Origin of the sequence: Kordia sp. (assembly GCF_022447245.1) — a bacterium.
Classification (GTDB): Bacteria; Bacteroidota; Bacteroidia; order Flavobacteriales; family Flavobacteriaceae; genus Kordia.
Genome location: NZ_JAKVBC010000002.1, coordinates 251127 through 269739 on the forward strand (window position 1 = coordinate 251127; position 18613 = coordinate 269739).

Consider the following 18613-nt stretch of genomic DNA (forward strand, 5'->3'; position numbering starts at 1 on the left):
CATTTTTCGCTATGTGAATACGAAGATTTTTTTCGATTTAACAATTTCCCTAAAGTTGAGGAATTCAAATAACAAAATAAAGAAAGATAAAGCTCTTCATAAAATGTATAGCGTTTTACATTTCGAGCTAAAAAGTACTTAATATAAAATGCAAAAATATGCAATAGTCAATTAAAATTTGCTATTTTTCTGTTTTTAAGAAGTTAATATTCCGAACCAAGCCAGCATATTTTGTACGCTTAACTGCAGATTTACGAAAGATTTCACTGAAGACTTCGTGAGTAATTTCTTCCCATTCTTTTTTAGACATGGACAATAATTCAGGGTGTGGATTGAACAATGGTTCATTATGTGGTTTTGAGAAACGATTCCACGGGCATACATCTTGACAAACATCGCAACCAAACATCCAATCATCAAATTGTCCTTGTACATGCGTTGGGATTTCGTTTTTGAGTTCGATGGTGAAATAAGAAATACATTTGCTTCCATCGACCACATAAGGCTCTACAATGGCTTGTGTTGGACAAGCATCGATACAAGCAGTACAACTTCCACAGTGATCTGTGACTGGCGAATCGTATTCAAGTTCTAAATCAATGATGAGTTCTGCAATGAAATAAAAAGAACCTACTTTTTGCGTGAGTAGATTGCTGTGCTTTCCAATCCAACCCAATCCACTTTTTGCTGCCCAAGCTTTGTCTAACACAGGCGCAGAATCTACAAATGCTCTTCCTGAAACTTCTCCGATTTCATCTTGAATGAAGTTGAGCAAGTGTTTTAATTTGTCTTTAATCACAAAATGATAATCCATTCCATAGGCATACTTGGAAATTTTTGGAGCTTCTGCATCTTTTTGTGTTTCGGATGGATAGTAATTTAATAGTAAAGACACTACCGATTTTGAATCTTCCACCAATTTCGTTGGATCGAGTCGCTTATCGAAATGATTTTCCATGTATTTCATTTCGCCATGCATGTTTTTATTGAGCCAAGCTTCTAATCGCGGCGCTTCTTCTTCAAGAAATGCTGCTTTTGAAATTCCACAAGACAGAAAACCTAAGCGTTTTGCCTCAGCTTTGATGAGTTCTGTATGTTTTTGTGTTGAATTCAAGGAGTCCTTTTTGTAAATTTCAGCGTAAGATTGATTGGTTTTAATGTGATTAGCGGCGCAACTTCTACTTTTTCTTGATCCGTTTCTATGTGATATTTTTTAAGCATTTCATACACTGTTAACATCATTTCATAGAGCGCAAAACCATTTCCAATACACATTCTTGGTCCAGCTCCAAAAGGAAAGTAATAACCCGCAGTTTCTTTTCGGTGTTCGTCTGAGAAACGCTCTGGTTTAAATTCATCTGGGTTTTTCCAGTATTTTTCGTTTCTATGTAATTCGTAAAAAGAAATTCCGATCATGGTTCCTTTTTTTATATGATAGTCTGCAAACGAATCGTCTTCTATCGCCACTCTATCAGTAATCCAAGCTGGCGGATACAATCGCATGGATTCTTCAACACAGTTTTTTACATAGTTGAGTTTTGCAATTTTTTCCATCGGCGGCAAATCATCATCAATAGCTTCAAATTCTAACAAGGCTTTTTGATATACTTCAGGATTTTTTGCGATCAAATGAAACGTAAATGTAAGTGCATTAGCGGTAGTTTCGTGCCCAGCTACAAAGAAGATCAAGATTTCGTCAATTAATTGCTCATTGGTCATCGATGTTCCATCATCTTCATATTTCGCTTTGAGCAACATGTCTAATAAGTCATCATTTCCTTATTGGAAGCGCGACGTTCATCGATAACTTTATTGATAATTTCGCGACTTTCTTCTACTAGTTTTAAATGCTTTTTTACCAAACCACTGATTACGTACCACCATTTTTTATGCGGTTGTCGAATTTCACGAATGATAAAATCCTGCAATGTTTCTATGATATCCTGCAAACGATGCATGGTGGTATCGTCTGAAGAATAGTTGAATAGTGATTTTGCCACCACATGAAACGCCAATTCATTCATGATTGGATACGAATCGATACTTTTATTTTCTGGAAGATTCTCGATTTGCTTTTCGATAGTTCTTTCCATGATTGCCACTAGTTTTTGCAGCTTTTCTTTATGGAATGCAGGCTGAATGAGTCGTCGCTGTTTTAACCAATAATCTCCACTGGAAGTCAACAACCCCTTTCCAACGTACTTTGATAAGAATTTTGTTTGAATTTTGGACTTGTTATAGTTTCGATGATTTTTTCGCAGTAGATGTTTTGTAATTTCAGCATCTCGTGTTAACATTACTGTATTCGCAAATGGCGGCTTAATTGCAAACGAACCTCCATGTTTTTGAAAACCATCTTTATGAAATGGAATTGGGTTTCTAGTAATTGACGATGATTTTAGAAACAACTTGAAAAACGGAATCTTATTTGGGTATTTGTACATCTTGGTGTTAGGTGTTTGGTCGCTACGCTCCTTTATTTGTCTGCTTGTTGATTCGCTAATTTGTTATTCAAAAAATCTTTTCCATCTAAAATTCTTCATTAACAATTCCGCGTTTTAGAATAATCCTCCTTGAATTCCGCCTTTAACTCTTCCTAGATGTTTGTATGCCAATTCTGTGACTTCTCTTCCTCTTGGTGTTCGTATAATGAATCCTTGTTGAATAAGAAATGGTTCGTATACTTCTTCGATGGTTTCACCACTTTCAGATACTGCTGTTGCCAAGGTTGTGATTCCGACTGGTCCACCTTTAAATTTATCTATAATTGTTGATAGAATTCTATTATCCATTTCATCCAATCCATAGGCATCCACATTTAAGGCTTTTAGGCTAAATCTTGCAATTTCGATATCAATGGTACCATTTCCTTTGATTTGGGCAAAATCGCGCACTCTACGCAGTAATGCATTGGCAATACGTGGTGTTCCGCGACTTCTTCCTGCAATTTCTATAGCAGCTTCCATACTAATAGGAACATTTAATATTTGAGCACTTCGTTGTACGATAGTTGACAATAATTCTGTTGAATAATATTGTAATCGACTAGCGATTCCAAAACGTGCACGCATTGGCGCTGTAAGCAATCCTGAACGTGTCGTAGCTCCAACTAATGTAAAAGGATTCAAATTGATTTGAACAGTTCTGGCATTTGGTCCAGATTCGATCATGATATCAATCTTATAATCTTCCATCGCCGAATAGAGATATTCTTCCACAATGGGACTGAGACGATGTATTTCATCAATAAATAATACATCACGTTCATCAAGATTGGTTAGCAATCCAGCTAAATCTCCTGGCTTATCTAATACAGGACCTGAAGTAACCTTAATACTTACACCAAGCTCATTGGCTAATATATGGGCTAACGTAGTTTTTCCCAATCCCGGAGGACCATGAAATAACGTATGATCTAAGGCATCACCACGAAGATTAGCAGCCTGCACAAATACTTGAAGATTTTCTAGCACTTGATCTTGTCCTGTAAAGTCATCAAAGGATAGTGGACGTAATGCTTTTTCAATGTCTAATTCTTCGGATGAATAGTTCTGATTTGTAGGGTCTAAGTTATCATTCATTAAAACAAAGATAAAAAAGAAAAGCCTTTCTATGCAGAAAGGCTTTTTATTATTTGTAATCTCTTATAAGAGAGTTGTGATTTTTTAAGATCTTAATGGTGTAGTTCTTCTTCACCTTCTTTCATTGGTACTGTTTGAGGAACAAAATCTTCATCATGTCCTGGCTTGCTATAATCATAAGCCCAACGGTGTACATGAGGAATTTCTCCTGGCCAGTTTCCATGAATGTGCTCAACTGGAGTTGTCCATTCTAATGTATTGGATCTCCATGGATTTTGTGTTGCTTTCTTTCCGTAGAAAATACTACTAAAGAAGTTATACAAGAATACCAATTGGAAAACTCCTCCTATAATTGCAAATAGAGTAATGACCACATTCACATCTGCTAAGTCATCAAATAATGGGAATTCGGAATTTGTATAATAACGTCTTGGTAATCCTGCCATTCCAATGAAGTGCATTGGGAAGAATACTCCATACGCACAGACTGCTGTTACCCAAAAGTGAATATACCCTAAATTCTTATTCATCATTCTTCCAAACATTTTTGGGAACCAATGGTAAACTCCAGCAAACAGTCCGTACAATGCAGATATACCCATTACTAAGTGGAAATGCGCTACTACAAAGTATGTATCATGAACGTTGATATCTAATGTACTATCACCTAAAATAATACCTGTTAATCCTCCAGTAATGAATGTAGATACTAATCCAATAGAGAATAACATTGCAGGGTTCATCTGTAAGTTTCCTTTCCAGAGTGTGGTAATATAGTTAAATGCTTTTACAGCGGATGGTATTGCAATTAATAATGTTGTGAACGTAAATACAGACCCTAGGAACGGATTCATTCCTGAGATAAACATGTGGTGACCCCATACAATTGTTGATAAAAATGCAATTGCCAAAATTGAGGCAACCATGGCTCGATATCCAAAAATTGGCTTTCGCGAGTTGGTGGCTATAATTTCGGAGGTAATCCCTAAAGCTGGAAGTAATACAATATATACTTCAGGATGACCTAAGAACCAGAATAGGTGTTCAAACAAAACTGGGGACCCTCCTTGATAATGCAAAACTTCTCCTTGTATAAATATGTCTGATAGATAGAAGGATGTTCCGAAACTTCTGTCAAAAACTAATAATAAGGCTGCGGATAATAATACTGGAAACGATATAACACCAATGATTGCTGTTACGAAGAATGCCCAGATTGTTAATGGCAATCTTGTCATCGACATTCCTTTTGTTCTGAGGTTGATTACCGTAACAATATAGTTTAATGACCCTAGTAAGGACGATGCAATAAATATCGACATAGACACTAACCATAATGTCATTCCTAAACCTGATCCTGGAATTGCTTCTGGCACAGCACTTAATGGAGGATAAATTGTCCACCCTGAAGATGCAGCTCCACCTTCAACAAATAATGATAATACCATGATTACACTTGAAATAAAGAATAACCAATACGACACCATGTTTAGGAATCCAGAAGCCATATCACGTGCTCCAATTTGCAACGGGATTAAAAGGTTACTAAACGTACCACTTAATCCTGCTGTCAGTACAAAGAATACCATGATGGTACCGTGAATTGTGACTAAGGCTAAGTATTTATCAGCACTTAGTACTCCATCTGGTGCCCAATTTCCTAAGAATATTTCAAAGATTGTGAATGATTCTTTTGGCCATGCAATTTGCATACGGAAAAATATAGACATCATGATCCCTATAACTCCCATAATGATACCTGTAATTAAGTACTGCTTGGCAATCATTTGTGATCCTGACTAAATATATATTTAGTAATGAATGTCTCTTTATGATGATGTCCGTGATCGTGTCCGTGATCTTTTGCGTGTAATGCTTCTGCTGACATATCTATATATTATATCTTTTAATTATTTCTTTAACTATTTCTTATTTTCCGAAAGTTTCTTGTGCTGCAATCCACTTATCGTAGTCTTCTTGGCTTTCCACTATCACTTTCATCTGCATGTTGTAGTGAGATTCACCACAGATTTTATTACATAATAAAAGGAAATCAAACTCATAAGGCTCTAAAGCTTCTTCACCTTTTGCTGCCAATTCTTTACTTTTTGCTGCTCTAATTGAATTGATACGACTTACCTTATTCACAATCTTAGGTGTTTCGCGCATTTCTGCAGTCGTTTTTGTAGGCGTCATAGCAAATTCGGTAATCATACCGGGAACACAGTTCATTTGCATTCTAAAGTGCGGCATGTAAGCAGAGTGTAATACGTCTTGCGAACGCATTTTGAAAACTACTTTTCTACCAACTGGTAAATGAAGTTCTTGAGTGATAATATCATCCTGTGCATATTTATCTTCTCTGTCTAACCCTAAGATGTTTGGATTATCACCTAAGTCAATTAAACGTACATTTGCTTTCCCTAAAACATTATCTTCTCCAGCATATCTGGCTTTCCAGTTAAACTGTTGTGCATATAATTCTACTACAATTGGATCATCATCCATGTTCACATCCATGATTTCATTCCAAGTGAATAATCCGTAAAGAATTAAACCTGCTAATGTAATTACTGGAATGATTGTCCAAATAAATTCTAATTTATCGTTATCAGCATAGTATAATGCTTTTCTTCCTTTTTCACCTCTGTATTTGTAAGCAAAATAGTGTAATAAAGCTTGGGTAACCGTTTGAACGAAGAAGATTAATACCATTGATATAATCATCAAAGTATCTACACTTGATCCGTGTTCAGAAGCGGAGTTTCCGATTAGTGGCAAATCTCCCCATTTCCAGAAAGAAATTATTGTGATTGCATATATGAACATCAAGAATCCCATCATAAGGTATCCATTGATGTTATTATCCTTGTCATTCGCTACTTGAGAATTATCAGCTTTCGCTTGTGATAAGTCAAATATCTTCGTCAACTGCCAAATTGCGATTGCAATTAGGATAAGTACTAAAAACGTTAGTAAACCAGTAGTCATCTTATTTTATACTGTTTTGAAATTAATTAATAATGAAATTGTTTACTTTCTTCAATAAACGGATTTCGTTTTGCCAATAATGGTTTCTTCGTCAATGTTGTAAATACAACAAAGATGAATAATCCTAGGAATAATAATACTGCACCTATTTCAGCTATTCCAAGTGACCAGTTTGGCCCTACCGTTGCAGGCATAACCATGTTGAACACATCTATATAGTGACCGAATAGAATTACAATTCCAGCGATTACAATAATCCAATTTAATCTCTTGAAATCACTATTCATTAAGATTAACAATGGGAATATTAAGTTTAATGCTAACATTCCAAAGAAAGGCAACGTATAGTCATCAATTCTTGTAATGAAGTATGTAACTTCTTCTGGAATGTTTGAGTACCAGATTAACATGAATTGAGAGAACCATAAATATGTCCAGAAAATACTAATACCGAACATGAATTTTGCTAAATCGTGTAAATGACTATCATTTACTTGCTCTAGATATCCTTTTGACTTAAGGTATATTGTAATTAATGCGATTACTGTGATTCCTGATACGAACATGCTCGCAAATACGTACCATCCAAATAATGTACTAAACCAGTGGTGATCAAATGACATGATCCAATCCCATGACATCATAGATTCAGAGATTAAGAATAATACCAAGAATACTGCAGCTAATCTGAAGTTTTTCTTGAAGTTACTATTATCATTTGACTCATCTTGACGAGATGAAAAACGTCTAGACAATACACTATATGCAATCCAAATGGAACTATAAATTACAGCTCTAATAATGAATCCAGTTCCATTTAGCCAACCGCTTTTTCCAACAGTTAATTTATCATAGTTCTCACTAGCTGGGTCTAATAAGCTAGGCTCCATCCAGTGGAATAAGTGATTAAAATGCATTACAGATAGAACAATTAATAACACTACGGTAATTGTTCCTGGAATAATATAAGCACCAATCCCCTCCATGACTCTAAATAATAATGGGGACCAACCTGCTTGCGCTGCACGTTGAATAGCATAGAATGCTAGTACTCCAAGTGCAATCATCATAAAGAAAAAGGCTGCTACATATACTGCTGCCCAAGGCTTATTTTGCAATTGTGTTAATTTGTGTGCATCGTGCTTTGCAGAATCATGATGTCCTCCTGCTTCACTACCATGTCCTGTAGCATGTGCTGCGTCAGTTTTTTGCTGATCGTGATGTGCTGTTTTACCATCATCATGTTTTGCTTCTCCATGACCACCATGATGTCCATGTGCTGCTTCCATTGCCTTCATATCTTCTACTGAACCGGGCACGTTAAGGAAACTGAATCCTACCATGATTGCTCCAAGTGCAAATGAAATGATTGCGAAAAGTCTTAATCTATTTGAAAACGTATACATTGTATATAATTCTATATCGTTATTGGTCTTATTTTAATTCAGATTTCAATTTTAATACGTGCTGTACTACTTGCCAGCGTTCTTTCGCATCTAATTGATTTGCGTGAGATCCCATGTTATTTTTACCATACATTAGAACATGATAAATACTCCCTTCAGTAATTGCTCTTGCTGGGTCATTGTATTTAGGAATTCCCAAGAATTTTTCACGCTTAACTAAAGTTCCTTGTCCATCACCTTTATTCCCATGACATACTGCACAATAGATTCCATAAAGCTCTTTCCCTGCTGCTAAATTAACTTCATTCGTTGGCATTGGATTTAACAACTCAGCTTTCGCGGCTTCATAACCTTCATTCGTATTGTCATATTCATAAGGCATCCAACCCCTCTTAATTGTTCCGTCTGCTGGAATTTGTGCTTCCATTTTGTTTTCGAATCCTCCGTAAGGCACGCCATCAACTTCTTGATAAGCTTCATATCCTACAGACTCATACATATTTGGAAAATACTGATAGTTTGGCTGTGATTTATCAAAGCATGAAGTCATAAGCAATGCTGCTCCAAATACGACTCCTATTTTTATAAGGCTCTTCATAATTCTTATTAGTGCTTTTCTGTAACTTTAATTTCTGTAGCACCTGTTTCTTCTAAAAGTGCTATTAACTCTTCTTCATTTCCATGAACAGAAACTTCCATTAAGAAGTGATCATCTGTTGTTCTTGGATCTGGGTTTTCAGCTTCTTTGAATGGCCATAATTTACTTCTTAAATAAAAAGTAATTACCATTAAGTGAGCAGCAAAAAATACTGTCATTTCAAACATAATTGGCACGAATGCTGGCATGTTTTCTAAGAAACTAAAACTTGGTTTTCCTCCAATGTTTTGTGGCCAATCAACAATCATGATATAATACATCATGGTTACTGCAACTGATAATCCAACACATCCATACATAAATGCTGTAATGGCAAGTCGCGTAGGCGCTAATCCCATAGCTTTGTCTAGTCCGTGCACAGGAAATGGCGTGTACACTTCTTCGATATGATGATTTTCTTGACGAACTTTTTTCACTGCTGACATTAGCACATCATCATCAATATACATTGCTTGTATTACTTTACTACTCATGATTACCGTCTCTTAATTTTTTATATTTTTCTCCTGATGATTTTAAGATTGATTTTACTTCCGCCTGTGCAATTACAGGGAATGTTCTAGAGTATAACAAGAACAATACAAAGAAGAAACCGATCGTACCAATGAATATTCCAATATCTACAAATGTTGGTGAGAACATTGTCCATGAAGATGGAAGGTAATCTCTGTGTAATGATGTTACGATAATTACGAAACGCTCAAACCACATTCCAATATTTACAACAATAGAGATTATGAAAGAGAACATGATACTTGTTCTTAATTTCTTAGACCACATAAATTGTGGAGAAAATACATTACATGTCATCATTGCCCAATATGCCCACCAGTAAGGACCAGTTGCCCTGTTTAAGAATGCATTTTGTTCGTATTCTACTCCTGAGTACCATGCGATGAATAATTCCGTGATATATGCACATCCTACGATAGAACCAGTAATCATAATTACGATGTTCATCAATTCGATGTGTTGTAATGTAATATAGTCTTCCATATTACATACTTTTCTCATAATAATCAATAAGGTATTTACCATGGCAAATCCTGAGAAAATAGCTCCTGCCACGAAATATGGAGGGAAAATTGTGGTATGCCATCCTGGAATAACTGATGTTGCGAAGTCAAACGATACAATCGTGTGTACAGAAAGTACTAATGGTGTTGCTAGACCTGCAAGTACCAATGATACTTCTTCAAAACGTTGCCAGTCTTTAGCGCGTCCACTCCATCCAAAACTTACCAAACTGTATATTTTCTTTTGGAAAGGCTTCACTGCTCTATCTCTAATCATTGCGAAATCTGGAAGTAAACCTGTCCACCAGAATACTAATGATACAGATAGATACGTAGAAATCGCGAATACATCCCAAAGTAAAGGTGAGTTAAAGTTTACCCAGAGCGATCCAAATTGGTTTGGAATTGGCAGTACCCAATATGCTAACCAAGGACGCCCCATGTGAATGATTGGGAATAATCCTGCTTGCACTACCGAGAAGATAGTCATTGCTTCCGCAGAACGGTTAATTGCCATTCTCCATTTTTGACGGAAAAGTAAAAGTACGGCAGAAATCAGTGTTCCTGCGTGACCAATACCTACCCACCAAACGAAGTTTGTAATATCCCAAGCCCAACCAACGGTTTTGTTAAGACCCCAAACTCCAATTCCTGTAGAGATTGTATAAATGATACATCCAATTCCCCAAAGGAATGCTACCAAAGCAATTGAGAATACTATCCACCATTGCTTATTTGCTTTTCCTTCGACTGGAGCTACGATATCAAGAGTCACATCATGATATGATTTATCTCCAGTTACTAAGGGTTTTCTTATAGGTGCTTCGTAATGCGACGCCATAATCAGTTTATAATTGTTTCTTATTAATTATTTTTTATGCTTCTTTTGTGTTTCTCACTTTTACGTGATACTGTACATTTGGTTTTGTTCCTACATGCTCTAGCAAGTGATACATACGATCATCCTCATGCAATTCTGCAACTTTTCCAGACTTATCATTTAAATCACCAAATACCATTGCACCTGAGCTACATGCAGCAGAACAAGCCGTTTGGAATTCACCATCTTTAATCTGGCGTCCTTCACGTTTTGCATCCAAGATTGTTTTTTGTGTCATTTGAATACACATAGAGCATTTTTCCATAACTCCTCTTGAACGTACAACTACATCAGGGTTTAATACCATACGACCTAAGTCATCATTCATGTAGTAATCAAACTCATCATTCTTATTGTATAAGAACCAGTTGAAACGACGTACTTTGTATGGACAGTTGTTTGCACAGTAACGCGTACCTACACAACGGTTATATGCCATGTGGTTTTGACCTTGACGTCCGTGTGATGTTGCCGCTACTGGACAAACTGTTTCACATGGTGCGTGGTTACAGTGCTGACACATTACTGGCTGGAAAGCTACTTGAGGATTCGCTGCTGGATTTTCCATTTCAAGGAATCCACCAAGAGAACCATTGTCTCCAAACAATCCGCTCATATTATCTTTTTTCTCAACATCACCTTCAAAAGTATCTGCTGACGAATAGTATCTATCAATACGCAACCAATGCATATCTCTACTTCTCCTTACTTCTGTTTTACCTACAACAGGCACATTGTTTTCAGCATGACACGCAATTACGCATGCTCCACATCCTGTACAGGCATTTAAGTCGATAGCTAAGTTGAAGTGATGACCAATTGAACGATCGAATGTAGCCCACATATCCGCTTTAGGATCTGTAGCGTCAATCATTTCATGATCTCTAGACACATGTGGAGGAATATTCCATCCGTGCTTTTTATGATCTTTCTTATACGTATTGAAAATTTCTAAAGTTGTTTCTCTAACGATATCTCCTCTACCCATTAAGGTATTGTGCAACTGCACACAAGCAAACTCATGTTCTCCACCTGCGCCTTCAACAGAAACATCTTGAACATTATTGAAGTTATTGTATAATTTATATGCATTTACTCCAGTTTGCATTTCTTTTTTGATGCCAGCTTTTTTACCGTATCCTAATGCTAAACCAACAGTTCCTGGTGCTTGTCCTGGTTGAATAATTACTGGGACTTGCAAATCGACTCCATTAACGGTAATTTTTGCATAAGAACCATTTAAACCTCCATTTGCAACATTCCAGTTTTTCAAATTGTTAGCTGTTGCATCTACTTGAGAAACTGTTAAATAGTTATCCCAAGAAGCTCTTGTGATTGGATCAGGAAACTCTTGCAACCAAGGATTATTTGCTTGCTGTCCATCTCCCATTCCTGTTTTGGTGTATAATACTAACTCCATTCCTGAAGCTTGTGCGGTACCTGCTAATTTTCTTGCTTGCGCTGAAGCATCGACTGCAGGAGCTTCTACTAATTCCTCTCCTTCATTTTCTACAGCTGCCGCATCAGCTTGTTCCATAGCTTCACTTGCTTCTTCTGCTAAGCTAACTGTTGCTGTAGTTTTGAACACTCCATCATGCACTGCTTGATTCCATGATTTTCCACCTAGAATATCAGCAGCCCATGTTTCTTTTAAGTATTCGTAATATGCTTTGTCATTTCCAGTCCACTTTAATAAAGCATCTTGAAATTGTCTTGTGTTAAATAACGGACGAATTGTAGGCTGTGTTATGCTGTAGTGACCTTTTTTTATCTCTACATCTCCCCAAGATTCTAAATAATGTGGGGCCGCAGCTACATATTTTGTATTTAATGCAGTTTCATCTTCTTTTAATGTAAATGTTACCGCTAAATCTAATCCTTTTAAGCTTTGTGCAAATTCTTCTCCATTTGCTAAGGTATATACAGGATTTACTCCTGCCATAATGATTCCGCCAACTGCACCTGATTTTACATCATTAACCAGTTTTGCCACAGCCTTATCATTTCCTTGTCTTATTTTACGTGGCGCCTCTTTATCGAATGCTTCACTTGCAATTACTTCGTTAAGTGCTAATATTAAACTTTGCGCATCCACATCATTGATTCCAGATACTACAACTGCTTTTGAACCAGCTTGCTTAATTTGACCAACAGCACTTTTGATAGCATTTTCGGCATAGTCAGACAATTGTCTTCCTGAAACAGAAACTCCAGTTACACCTGCATAGATTTTTGCTAAGGCAACTTTTTGATCCGCTGTTGATAATGGCACACGCTTATCAGCATTTGCTCCAGATAATGTCATGTTCGATTCAAACTGAACGTGTCTTGACATTTTTTTGTGGTGCTTTTTACCATGAGGAATTCTTCCTTTCGCATACCCATCATCATATCCTCCACCTTGCCAGTCTCCTAAGAAATCAGCTCCAACAGAAACAATCACTTCTGCTTTTGAGAAATCATAATCAGCCAATCCTCTTTCACCATACTTAGCTTCAAACGCATCTAAAGCAGTTGATTCAGAGACAGCGTCGTATACTACATGATTTACATTACCATACTTTGCTTTGAACTCTCCTACTAATTTAGATACTGAAGGACTTGCAAAAGTTTGAGTAAGTAAAACAATTTGTTTACCAGAAGCACTGATTTGATTTAATTTTTCACCAATTTCCGCATCAAACGTTTCCCAAGAAGCATCTTTACCATCTATTTTCGGACCTTTCACTCTCATGCTATCATACAAAGATAATACAGATGCATGAACTCTTGCATTTGCACTTCCTTTAGTAACAGCCTCCTTGTTGTTTTCTACTTTGATTGGACGACCTTCTCTCGTTTTAATTAAGATACTAGCAAAATCATATCCATCTGCAATTGTAGTTGCATAGTAGTCCGCAACGCCAGGAATTATCATTTCTGGCTGCACCACATAAGGTATAGATTTGATTACAGGTCCTTCACAGGCTGCCAATGTAGCTGCAGCCGTACTAAAACCAACGTATTTAAGAAAGTCTCTACGAGAAGTTGAAGAAGACTCTAATGTCTCTTTATCTCCTAAGAATTCATCTACAGGAACCTCTTCTACAAACTCATTCTGTCTAAGTGCCTCAACAATAGAACTTTTCTCATTAAGCTCCTCAACACTTTTCCAGTATTTCTTGTTTGATGCCATATTATATATATAAAATTAGCTTCTTGATTAATATTAATAGTGACATTTACCACATTCTAAGGCACCCATCTTAGCTGCTTTGAATGTTTCAACACCATATTTATCTTTTAACTGCTCGTGAATTTTTTCGTAATAAGCATTTCCTTTGAAATTCACATCTGTTTCTCTGTGACAGTTGATACACCAACCCATTGTTAACGGCGAATGCTGCTCAACAATTTCCATTTCTTGAATTTCCCCGTGACATGTTTGACAATCAACTCCAGCTACAGAAACGTGTTGCGAGTGATTAAAATATACAAAATCAGGTAAATTGTGAATTCGAATCCATTTTACTGGCTTAGGCTCATTCACATAATCTTGTTGTGCTGGATCCCAACCTACAGCATTATATAGTTTTTGAATTTCTTTATTGTAGTCAACCCCATACTTAGTGATACCTTCTTGCTGAACTTCATCTGCAACTTGAGCAATATTCTTGTGACAGTTCATACAAACATTTAAAGATGGAATTCCTGAGTGTTTACTTACTCTTGCAGAAGAGTGACAATATTTACATTCAATTTTATTATCACCTGCGTGAATTCTGTGTGAGTAATGGATTGGCTGTATTGGTTGATATCCTTGATCAACTCCCACTTGCATGAAATACCCATACGCAAAATACGCTGCTCCCAACATGAAGAAGATTACAGCTACAATTACTAAGAACTGATTTTGAACAAATACTTTCCAAAGTGAAGGCTTTTTAACTTCTTCTTCAAGATTTAACGTTCCGTTGGCCACAGCAAACTTACGCAATGTCTTGTTCACTAAGAACAACCCTAGTGCCAATAGTCCAAATAAAACAATCAGCGCGATTAAGACAACTTGTGTAGAAAATCCTCCTCCAGAAGTTTTTTCATCTGGGCCAACAATAGGCTTTGGAGGTGTCGGTTTTAGTTGCGCCGTATACGCTAAAATATTATCGATATCCTCATTTTTCAATGTAGGAAACGCCGTCATTTGACTTTTCTTATTTTCCTCAAACACTTTTACAGCGTACGGATCTCCTGATTTAATCAATGCTGAACTATTCCTAATCCACTTGTATAACCATTCACGATCTAAACCTTCATTTTCTGCTAAACGTGCTTCCACACCTCTTAACGCAGGACCTGTCGACTTGCTATCAAGTTTGTGACAAGCAGCACAGTTTGCATTAAACAAAGCTTTACCCGCTGCGACTGCTGCATCGTCTTGAGCAAACGCAGATGTCGAAAATACTAGCATTAGCGCTAGCGCGGCTCCTAAAATTCTTGAAATTGAATTGCGGTGATTCACCTTTTTCATATCTTAATGTCTTCTTAATTTGACACGATTTTTCTAAATAATTTTTAACTTAGTAGATCATGCTTGTTCCAAATTTGAGCAAAAATACAAATCGCGGTGAATTTGCGAAATTATAGTGAACTCTTAATTTGTAATTTATAGTTATTCTAAATAAGATTTTAGCATGTTAGTTCGTTAGGTTATTTTACATTTGTATAAAATTGTATTCATTATGAGATTTTTAGCTTTAAAAAGACGTTATATCTTAATTGTTTCAGCATTTTTTTGTGCTGGATTTGCATTTGCCCAACAAGGAGAAATCAACATCTCCAAAGACCCAAAAATTGATAAATTACTTACATATCAGAAAGAAATTAACCAAGAAACGGATAATGACAATCGTTTAAAGATTCAAATCTTTAATGGAAACCTTCGAAATGCAGAAAAAGCGAAGTCAAAATTCGAAAAAGAATATAAAGAAATTACTCCTGCAACTATTAAGTTTGAGACTCCAAATTATAAGGTTTGGGTTGGAAATTACAGAACACGATTAGAAGCAGAGCGATACTTAGCACAAGTAAAGGAAACGTTTCCTAATGCGTTTGTTTTTACACCAAAAAATAAGAAAAAGAAAAAGTAATATTTACAGCTTATTAGACATAAAAAAAGGATCGCAAATGCGATCCTTTTTCTTTATGTGTATATGATATTTATTTCAGCTTTTTCTTCACTGCAACTTCTTGGAATGCTTCTACAATATCACCTTCTTTAATGTCATTATAGTTCTTGATTTGCAATCCACAGTCATATCCTTTACTCACTTCTTTTACGTCGTCTTTAAAACGTTTTAAAGAAGCCAATTCTCCTGTAAAGATTACTACTCCATCACGGATTAATCGGATATTAGAGTTTCTAAAGATTTTACCATCTGTCACCATACATCCTGCAATGGTACCAATTTTAGAAATCTTGAATGTTTCTCTAATTTCAGCATTACCTGTGATCTCCTCTTTCATTTCAGGAGATAACAATCCTTCCATGGCATCTTTCACATCATTGATAGCATCATAGATAATTGAATATGTTCTGATATCGATTTCTTCTTTATCAGCAACTATTCTTGCATTACCAGCTGGACGCACATTAAATCCAATGATAATTGCATCAGAAGCACTTGCTAATAACACATCACTTTCTGTAATAGCTCCAACTCCCTTATGAATAATTTTCACTTCAATCTCTTCCGTAGATAGTTTTTGGAATGAATCTGTTAAGGCTTCAACCGAACCATCCACATCACCTTTAAGAATGATATTTAACTCTTTAAAGTCCCCAATTTTGATTCTTCTACCAATATCAGATAAAGTAGTTCTACGCTGCGTTCTTACAGATTGCTCTCTTAATAATTGTGTACGTTTTGCAGCAATTTGTTTTGCATCTTTTTCATCCTCAAAGACATTAAACTTATCACCTGCTTGCGGCGCACCATCTAAACCAAGAATTGAAACTGGCGTTGAAGGATTGGCAGTTTTAATCTTATTACCACGCTCATCAAACATCGCTTTGATTTTTCCACTATGCTTTCCAGCCAATAGATAATCTCCAATTTTTAAGGTACCATTTTGAACAAGAATTGTAGACACATATCCACGTCCTTTATCCAAGAATGCTTCCACAACTGTTCCTACAGCATTTTTATCAGGATTTGCTTGCAACTCTAATAATTCTGCCTCAAGCAACACTTTTTCTAATAATTCATCAACACCTAAACCAGTTTTTGCAGAGATGTCATGCGACTGGATTTTTCCTCCCCAATCTTCTACCAACAAGTCCATTGCTGCTAGTTTCTCTTTTATCTTATCAGGATTAGCCGTTGGCCTATCTATTTTGTTAATTGCAAATACAATTGGAACTCCAGCCGCTTGTGCGTGACTGATCGCCTCTTTTGTTTGCGGCATTACATCATCATCGGCAGCAATTACAATAATTGCAATATCTGTTACCTGCGCACCACGTGCACGCATCGCCGTAAAAGCCTCGTGACCTGGCGTATCTAAGAATGTAATTCGCTGACCACTATCTAACTGCACTCCATATGCTCCAATGTGCTGTGTAATTCCTCCAGATTCACCCGCAATTACATTTTCTTTACGAATGTAATCCAACAAGGAAGTTTTACCATGATCTACGTGACCCATTACCGTAACGATTGGCGCTCTTGGCGATAAATCTTCTGGCGCATCTTCTTCTTCTTGAATCGCCTCTTCAATATCAGCTGCTACGAAATCTACTGTAAATCCGAATTCCTCTGCAACAATTGATAAAGTATCTGCATCTAAACGTTGGTTCATAGTTACCATGATTCCCAACATCATACATTTAGAGATGATATCATTGATTCCAACATCCATCATCGTAGCAAGCTCACCAACAGTTACAAATTCTGTTGCTTTTAAAATCTTGCTTTCTGCTGCTTGTTGCTCTAAATCTTGCTCTGTTTTTTGCCTACGAACATCACGCTTGTCTCTACGGTATTTAGCCCCTTTAGATTTGTTGGTTTTACCTTGAAGTTTTTCAAGTGTTTCACGTACTTGTTTTTGTACTTCTTCTTCTGTAGGCTCTACTTTAACTACAGGTGGTTTGCGGTTTCCACCTCTTCGGTTTCCTCCACGATTTCCTCCACCTTTGTTTCCTCCATATCGGTTATTTCCTCCTTGGCGGTTATTGTTATTGTTGTTATTGTTTCCTCCAGGACCTTTAGAAATACGTTTACGTTTCTTTCTTTTATCTGCTTCAGATTCTTTTTTAGAATCCTCCTTTTTCTTTTTAGTCTTATTGAACTGCGTTAAGTCAATTTTTTGACCAGTCATCTTTGGACCTGTAAGTTTTTGATACTTTGTCTCAATTACTTTCTTTTCAGGCTCTGCAGGCACTTGTGACTGTTCTTGCTTTGCCACAGGTTTCTGTGCAGCTTTTTCTACAGCCTTTTCAACAGGCTTGGGCTTTTGCTCAATTTTTTGAACAGGTTTCGGCTTAGAGAATTTCGGCCTGTTTGAAATTGTTTCAGGTCGTTGTGGCTTTTTCTCGTTTTGAGAAGGCTTTGGTTTCTCTGGCTCTTTTTGCTCAACAGGCTTAGGCTTAGGCGCTTCTTGAACTTTTTGCCCAACAGGTTTTGGCGCTTCTGTAGCTTCTTTCTTTTCCGGAGACGATGTATCTTTTTGAGGGTTTAGATCTATTTTTCCAATCGTTTTCGGTCCAGATAAATTCGCTTTGGCGCGCACCACTTTTTCACGCTCTTCACGTAAACGTTGTGCTTCTTCTTGCTCTTTTACAAGCTGTTCTCGCAATGCTTCTTTCTCCTTCCTTTTCTCTTCTCCCAGCTCTTTGGAAGCTACTTTTTTACTCTTGTCAGTCTGAAAACCATCAAGTAACACGTTGTATATCTCTTGCGATATTTTAGTCGTAGGTCTTTTTTCCACAGAAAAACCTTTCTGCGTCAAGAAGTCGACAGCTCTATCGATCGAAATATTTAATTCGCGTAGTACTTTACTAAGCCTTATTTTGTTTTGTTCAGCCATAAGCTATTTTAAATTTT

General features: G+C 36.6%; 13 protein-coding genes and 1 pseudogene. 1 reads left to right on the top strand and 13 read right to left on the bottom strand.

Going from position 1 to position 18613, the window contains the following annotated elements; all coding sequences use genetic code 11:
* Positions 1-181: 181 nt before the first annotated feature.
* The 12 genes and pseudogenes from queG to MK119_RS02570 all read right to left on the bottom strand — a co-directional run bounded on the left by queG (position 182) and on the right by MK119_RS02570 (position 15039).
* Positions 182-1114, bottom strand: coding sequence for a tRNA epoxyqueuosine(34) reductase QueG (gene queG / locus MK119_RS02515; RefSeq protein WP_290670516.1), 933 nt, complete (start codon positions 1112-1114; stop codon positions 182-184).
* On the bottom strand, positions 1111-1758 hold the full coding sequence (locus tag MK119_RS02520; RefSeq protein WP_290670519.1) for a cytochrome P450: 648 nt from the start codon (positions 1756-1758) through the stop codon (positions 1111-1113). The genes queG and MK119_RS02520 overlap by 4 nt, the downstream gene beginning before the upstream one ends.
* Before the next feature lie 2 nt (positions 1759-1760).
* On the bottom strand, positions 1761-2444 hold the full coding sequence (locus MK119_RS02525; RefSeq protein ID WP_290670522.1) for a cytochrome P450: 684 nt from the start codon (positions 2442-2444) through the stop codon (positions 1761-1763).
* Positions 2445-2558: 114 nt separating this feature from the next.
* Complete coding sequence (gene ruvB, locus MK119_RS02530; RefSeq protein ID WP_290670525.1) at positions 2559-3581, bottom strand: Holliday junction branch migration DNA helicase RuvB; 1023 nt, start codon at positions 3579-3581, stop codon at positions 2559-2561.
* Positions 3582-3673: 92 nt separating this feature from the next.
* Positions 3674-5469, bottom strand: a pseudogene (locus tag MK119_RS02535) (cbb3-type cytochrome c oxidase subunit I).
* Positions 5470-5510: 41 nt separating this feature from the next.
* Positions 5511-6572, bottom strand: coding sequence for a cytochrome c oxidase subunit II (locus MK119_RS02540; RefSeq protein WP_290670528.1), 1062 nt, complete (start codon positions 6570-6572; stop codon positions 5511-5513).
* A 26-nt stretch (positions 6573-6598) separates the two neighbouring features.
* On the bottom strand, positions 6599-7978 hold the full coding sequence (locus tag MK119_RS02545; RefSeq protein ID WP_290670531.1) for a quinol:cytochrome C oxidoreductase: 1380 nt from the start codon (positions 7976-7978) through the stop codon (positions 6599-6601).
* 28 nt (positions 7979-8006) lie between these two features.
* Positions 8007-8576 carry a cytochrome c gene (locus tag MK119_RS02550; RefSeq protein WP_290670534.1) on the bottom strand — a complete coding sequence of 190 codons (570 nt, stop codon included), beginning with the start codon at positions 8574-8576 and terminating at the stop codon, positions 8007-8009.
* A gap of 8 nt (positions 8577-8584) precedes the next feature.
* Positions 8585-9109, bottom strand: a complete 525-nt coding sequence (locus tag MK119_RS02555) for a DUF3341 domain-containing protein (protein WP_290670537.1) — start codon at positions 9107-9109, stop codon at positions 8585-8587.
* On the bottom strand, positions 9102-10493 hold the full coding sequence (nrfD, locus tag MK119_RS02560; protein WP_290670540.1) for an NrfD/PsrC family molybdoenzyme membrane anchor subunit: 1392 nt from the start codon (positions 10491-10493) through the stop codon (positions 9102-9104). Before nrfD ends, MK119_RS02555 begins: the two co-directional genes overlap by 8 nt.
* A 34-nt stretch (positions 10494-10527) precedes the next feature.
* Entirely contained in the window at positions 10528-13707 is a 3180-nt protein-coding gene (locus tag MK119_RS02565; protein ID WP_290670542.1) for a TAT-variant-translocated molybdopterin oxidoreductase, read from the bottom strand.
* A 33-nt stretch (positions 13708-13740) separates the two neighbouring features.
* Entirely contained in the window at positions 13741-15039 is a 1299-nt protein-coding gene (locus tag MK119_RS02570) for a cytochrome c3 family protein (RefSeq protein WP_290670545.1), read from the bottom strand.
* 211 nt (positions 15040-15250) lie between these two features.
* On the opposite strand from MK119_RS02570, the gene MK119_RS02575 reads away from it, so the two are divergent.
* Entirely contained in the window at positions 15251-15658 is a 408-nt protein-coding gene (locus tag MK119_RS02575) for an SPOR domain-containing protein (RefSeq protein WP_290670548.1), read from the top strand.
* A 70-nt stretch (positions 15659-15728) separates the two neighbouring features.
* On the opposite strand, the gene infB is transcribed toward MK119_RS02575, so the two are convergent.
* Complete coding sequence (gene infB, locus MK119_RS02580; protein ID WP_290670551.1) at positions 15729-18596, bottom strand: translation initiation factor IF-2; 2868 nt, start codon at positions 18594-18596, stop codon at positions 15729-15731.
* Positions 18597-18613 lie beyond the last annotated feature (17 nt).

Bases quoted from the DNA above. Each gene is read 5' to 3' on its own strand.
- MK119_RS02520 (WP_290670519.1), bottom strand. From the start codon at position 1,758: ATGTTGCTCAAAGCGAAATATGAAGATGATGGAACATCGATGACCAAT.
- MK119_RS02525 (WP_290670522.1), bottom strand. From the start codon at position 2,444: ATGTACAAATACCCAAATAAGATTCCGTTTTTCAAGTTGTTTCTAAAA.
- ruvB (WP_290670525.1), bottom strand. From the start codon at position 3,581: ATGAATGATAACTTAGACCCTACAAATCAGAACTATTCATCCGAAGAA.
- MK119_RS02540 (WP_290670528.1), bottom strand. From the start codon at position 6,572: ATGACTACTGGTTTACTAACGTTTTTAGTACTTATCCTAATTGCAATC.
- MK119_RS02545 (WP_290670531.1), bottom strand. From the start codon at position 7,978: ATGTATACGTTTTCAAATAGATTAAGACTTTTCGCAATCATTTCATTT.
- MK119_RS02550 (WP_290670534.1), bottom strand. From the start codon at position 8,576: ATGAAGAGCCTTATAAAAATAGGAGTCGTATTTGGAGCAGCATTGCTT.
- MK119_RS02555 (WP_290670537.1), bottom strand. From the start codon at position 9,109: ATGAGTAGTAAAGTAATACAAGCAATGTATATTGATGATGATGTGCTA.
- nrfD (WP_290670540.1), bottom strand. From the start codon at position 10,493: ATGGCGTCGCATTACGAAGCACCTATAAGAAAACCCTTAGTAACTGGA.
- MK119_RS02565 (WP_290670542.1), bottom strand. From the start codon at position 13,707: ATGGCATCAAACAAGAAATACTGGAAAAGTGTTGAGGAGCTTAATGAG.
- MK119_RS02570 (WP_290670545.1), bottom strand. From the start codon at position 15,039: ATGAAAAAGGTGAATCACCGCAATTCAATTTCAAGAATTTTAGGAGCC.
- MK119_RS02575 (WP_290670548.1), top strand. From the start codon at position 15,251: ATGAGATTTTTAGCTTTAAAAAGACGTTATATCTTAATTGTTTCAGCA.
- infB (WP_290670551.1), bottom strand. From the start codon at position 18,596: ATGGCTGAACAAAACAAAATAAGGCTTAGTAAAGTACTACGCGAATTA.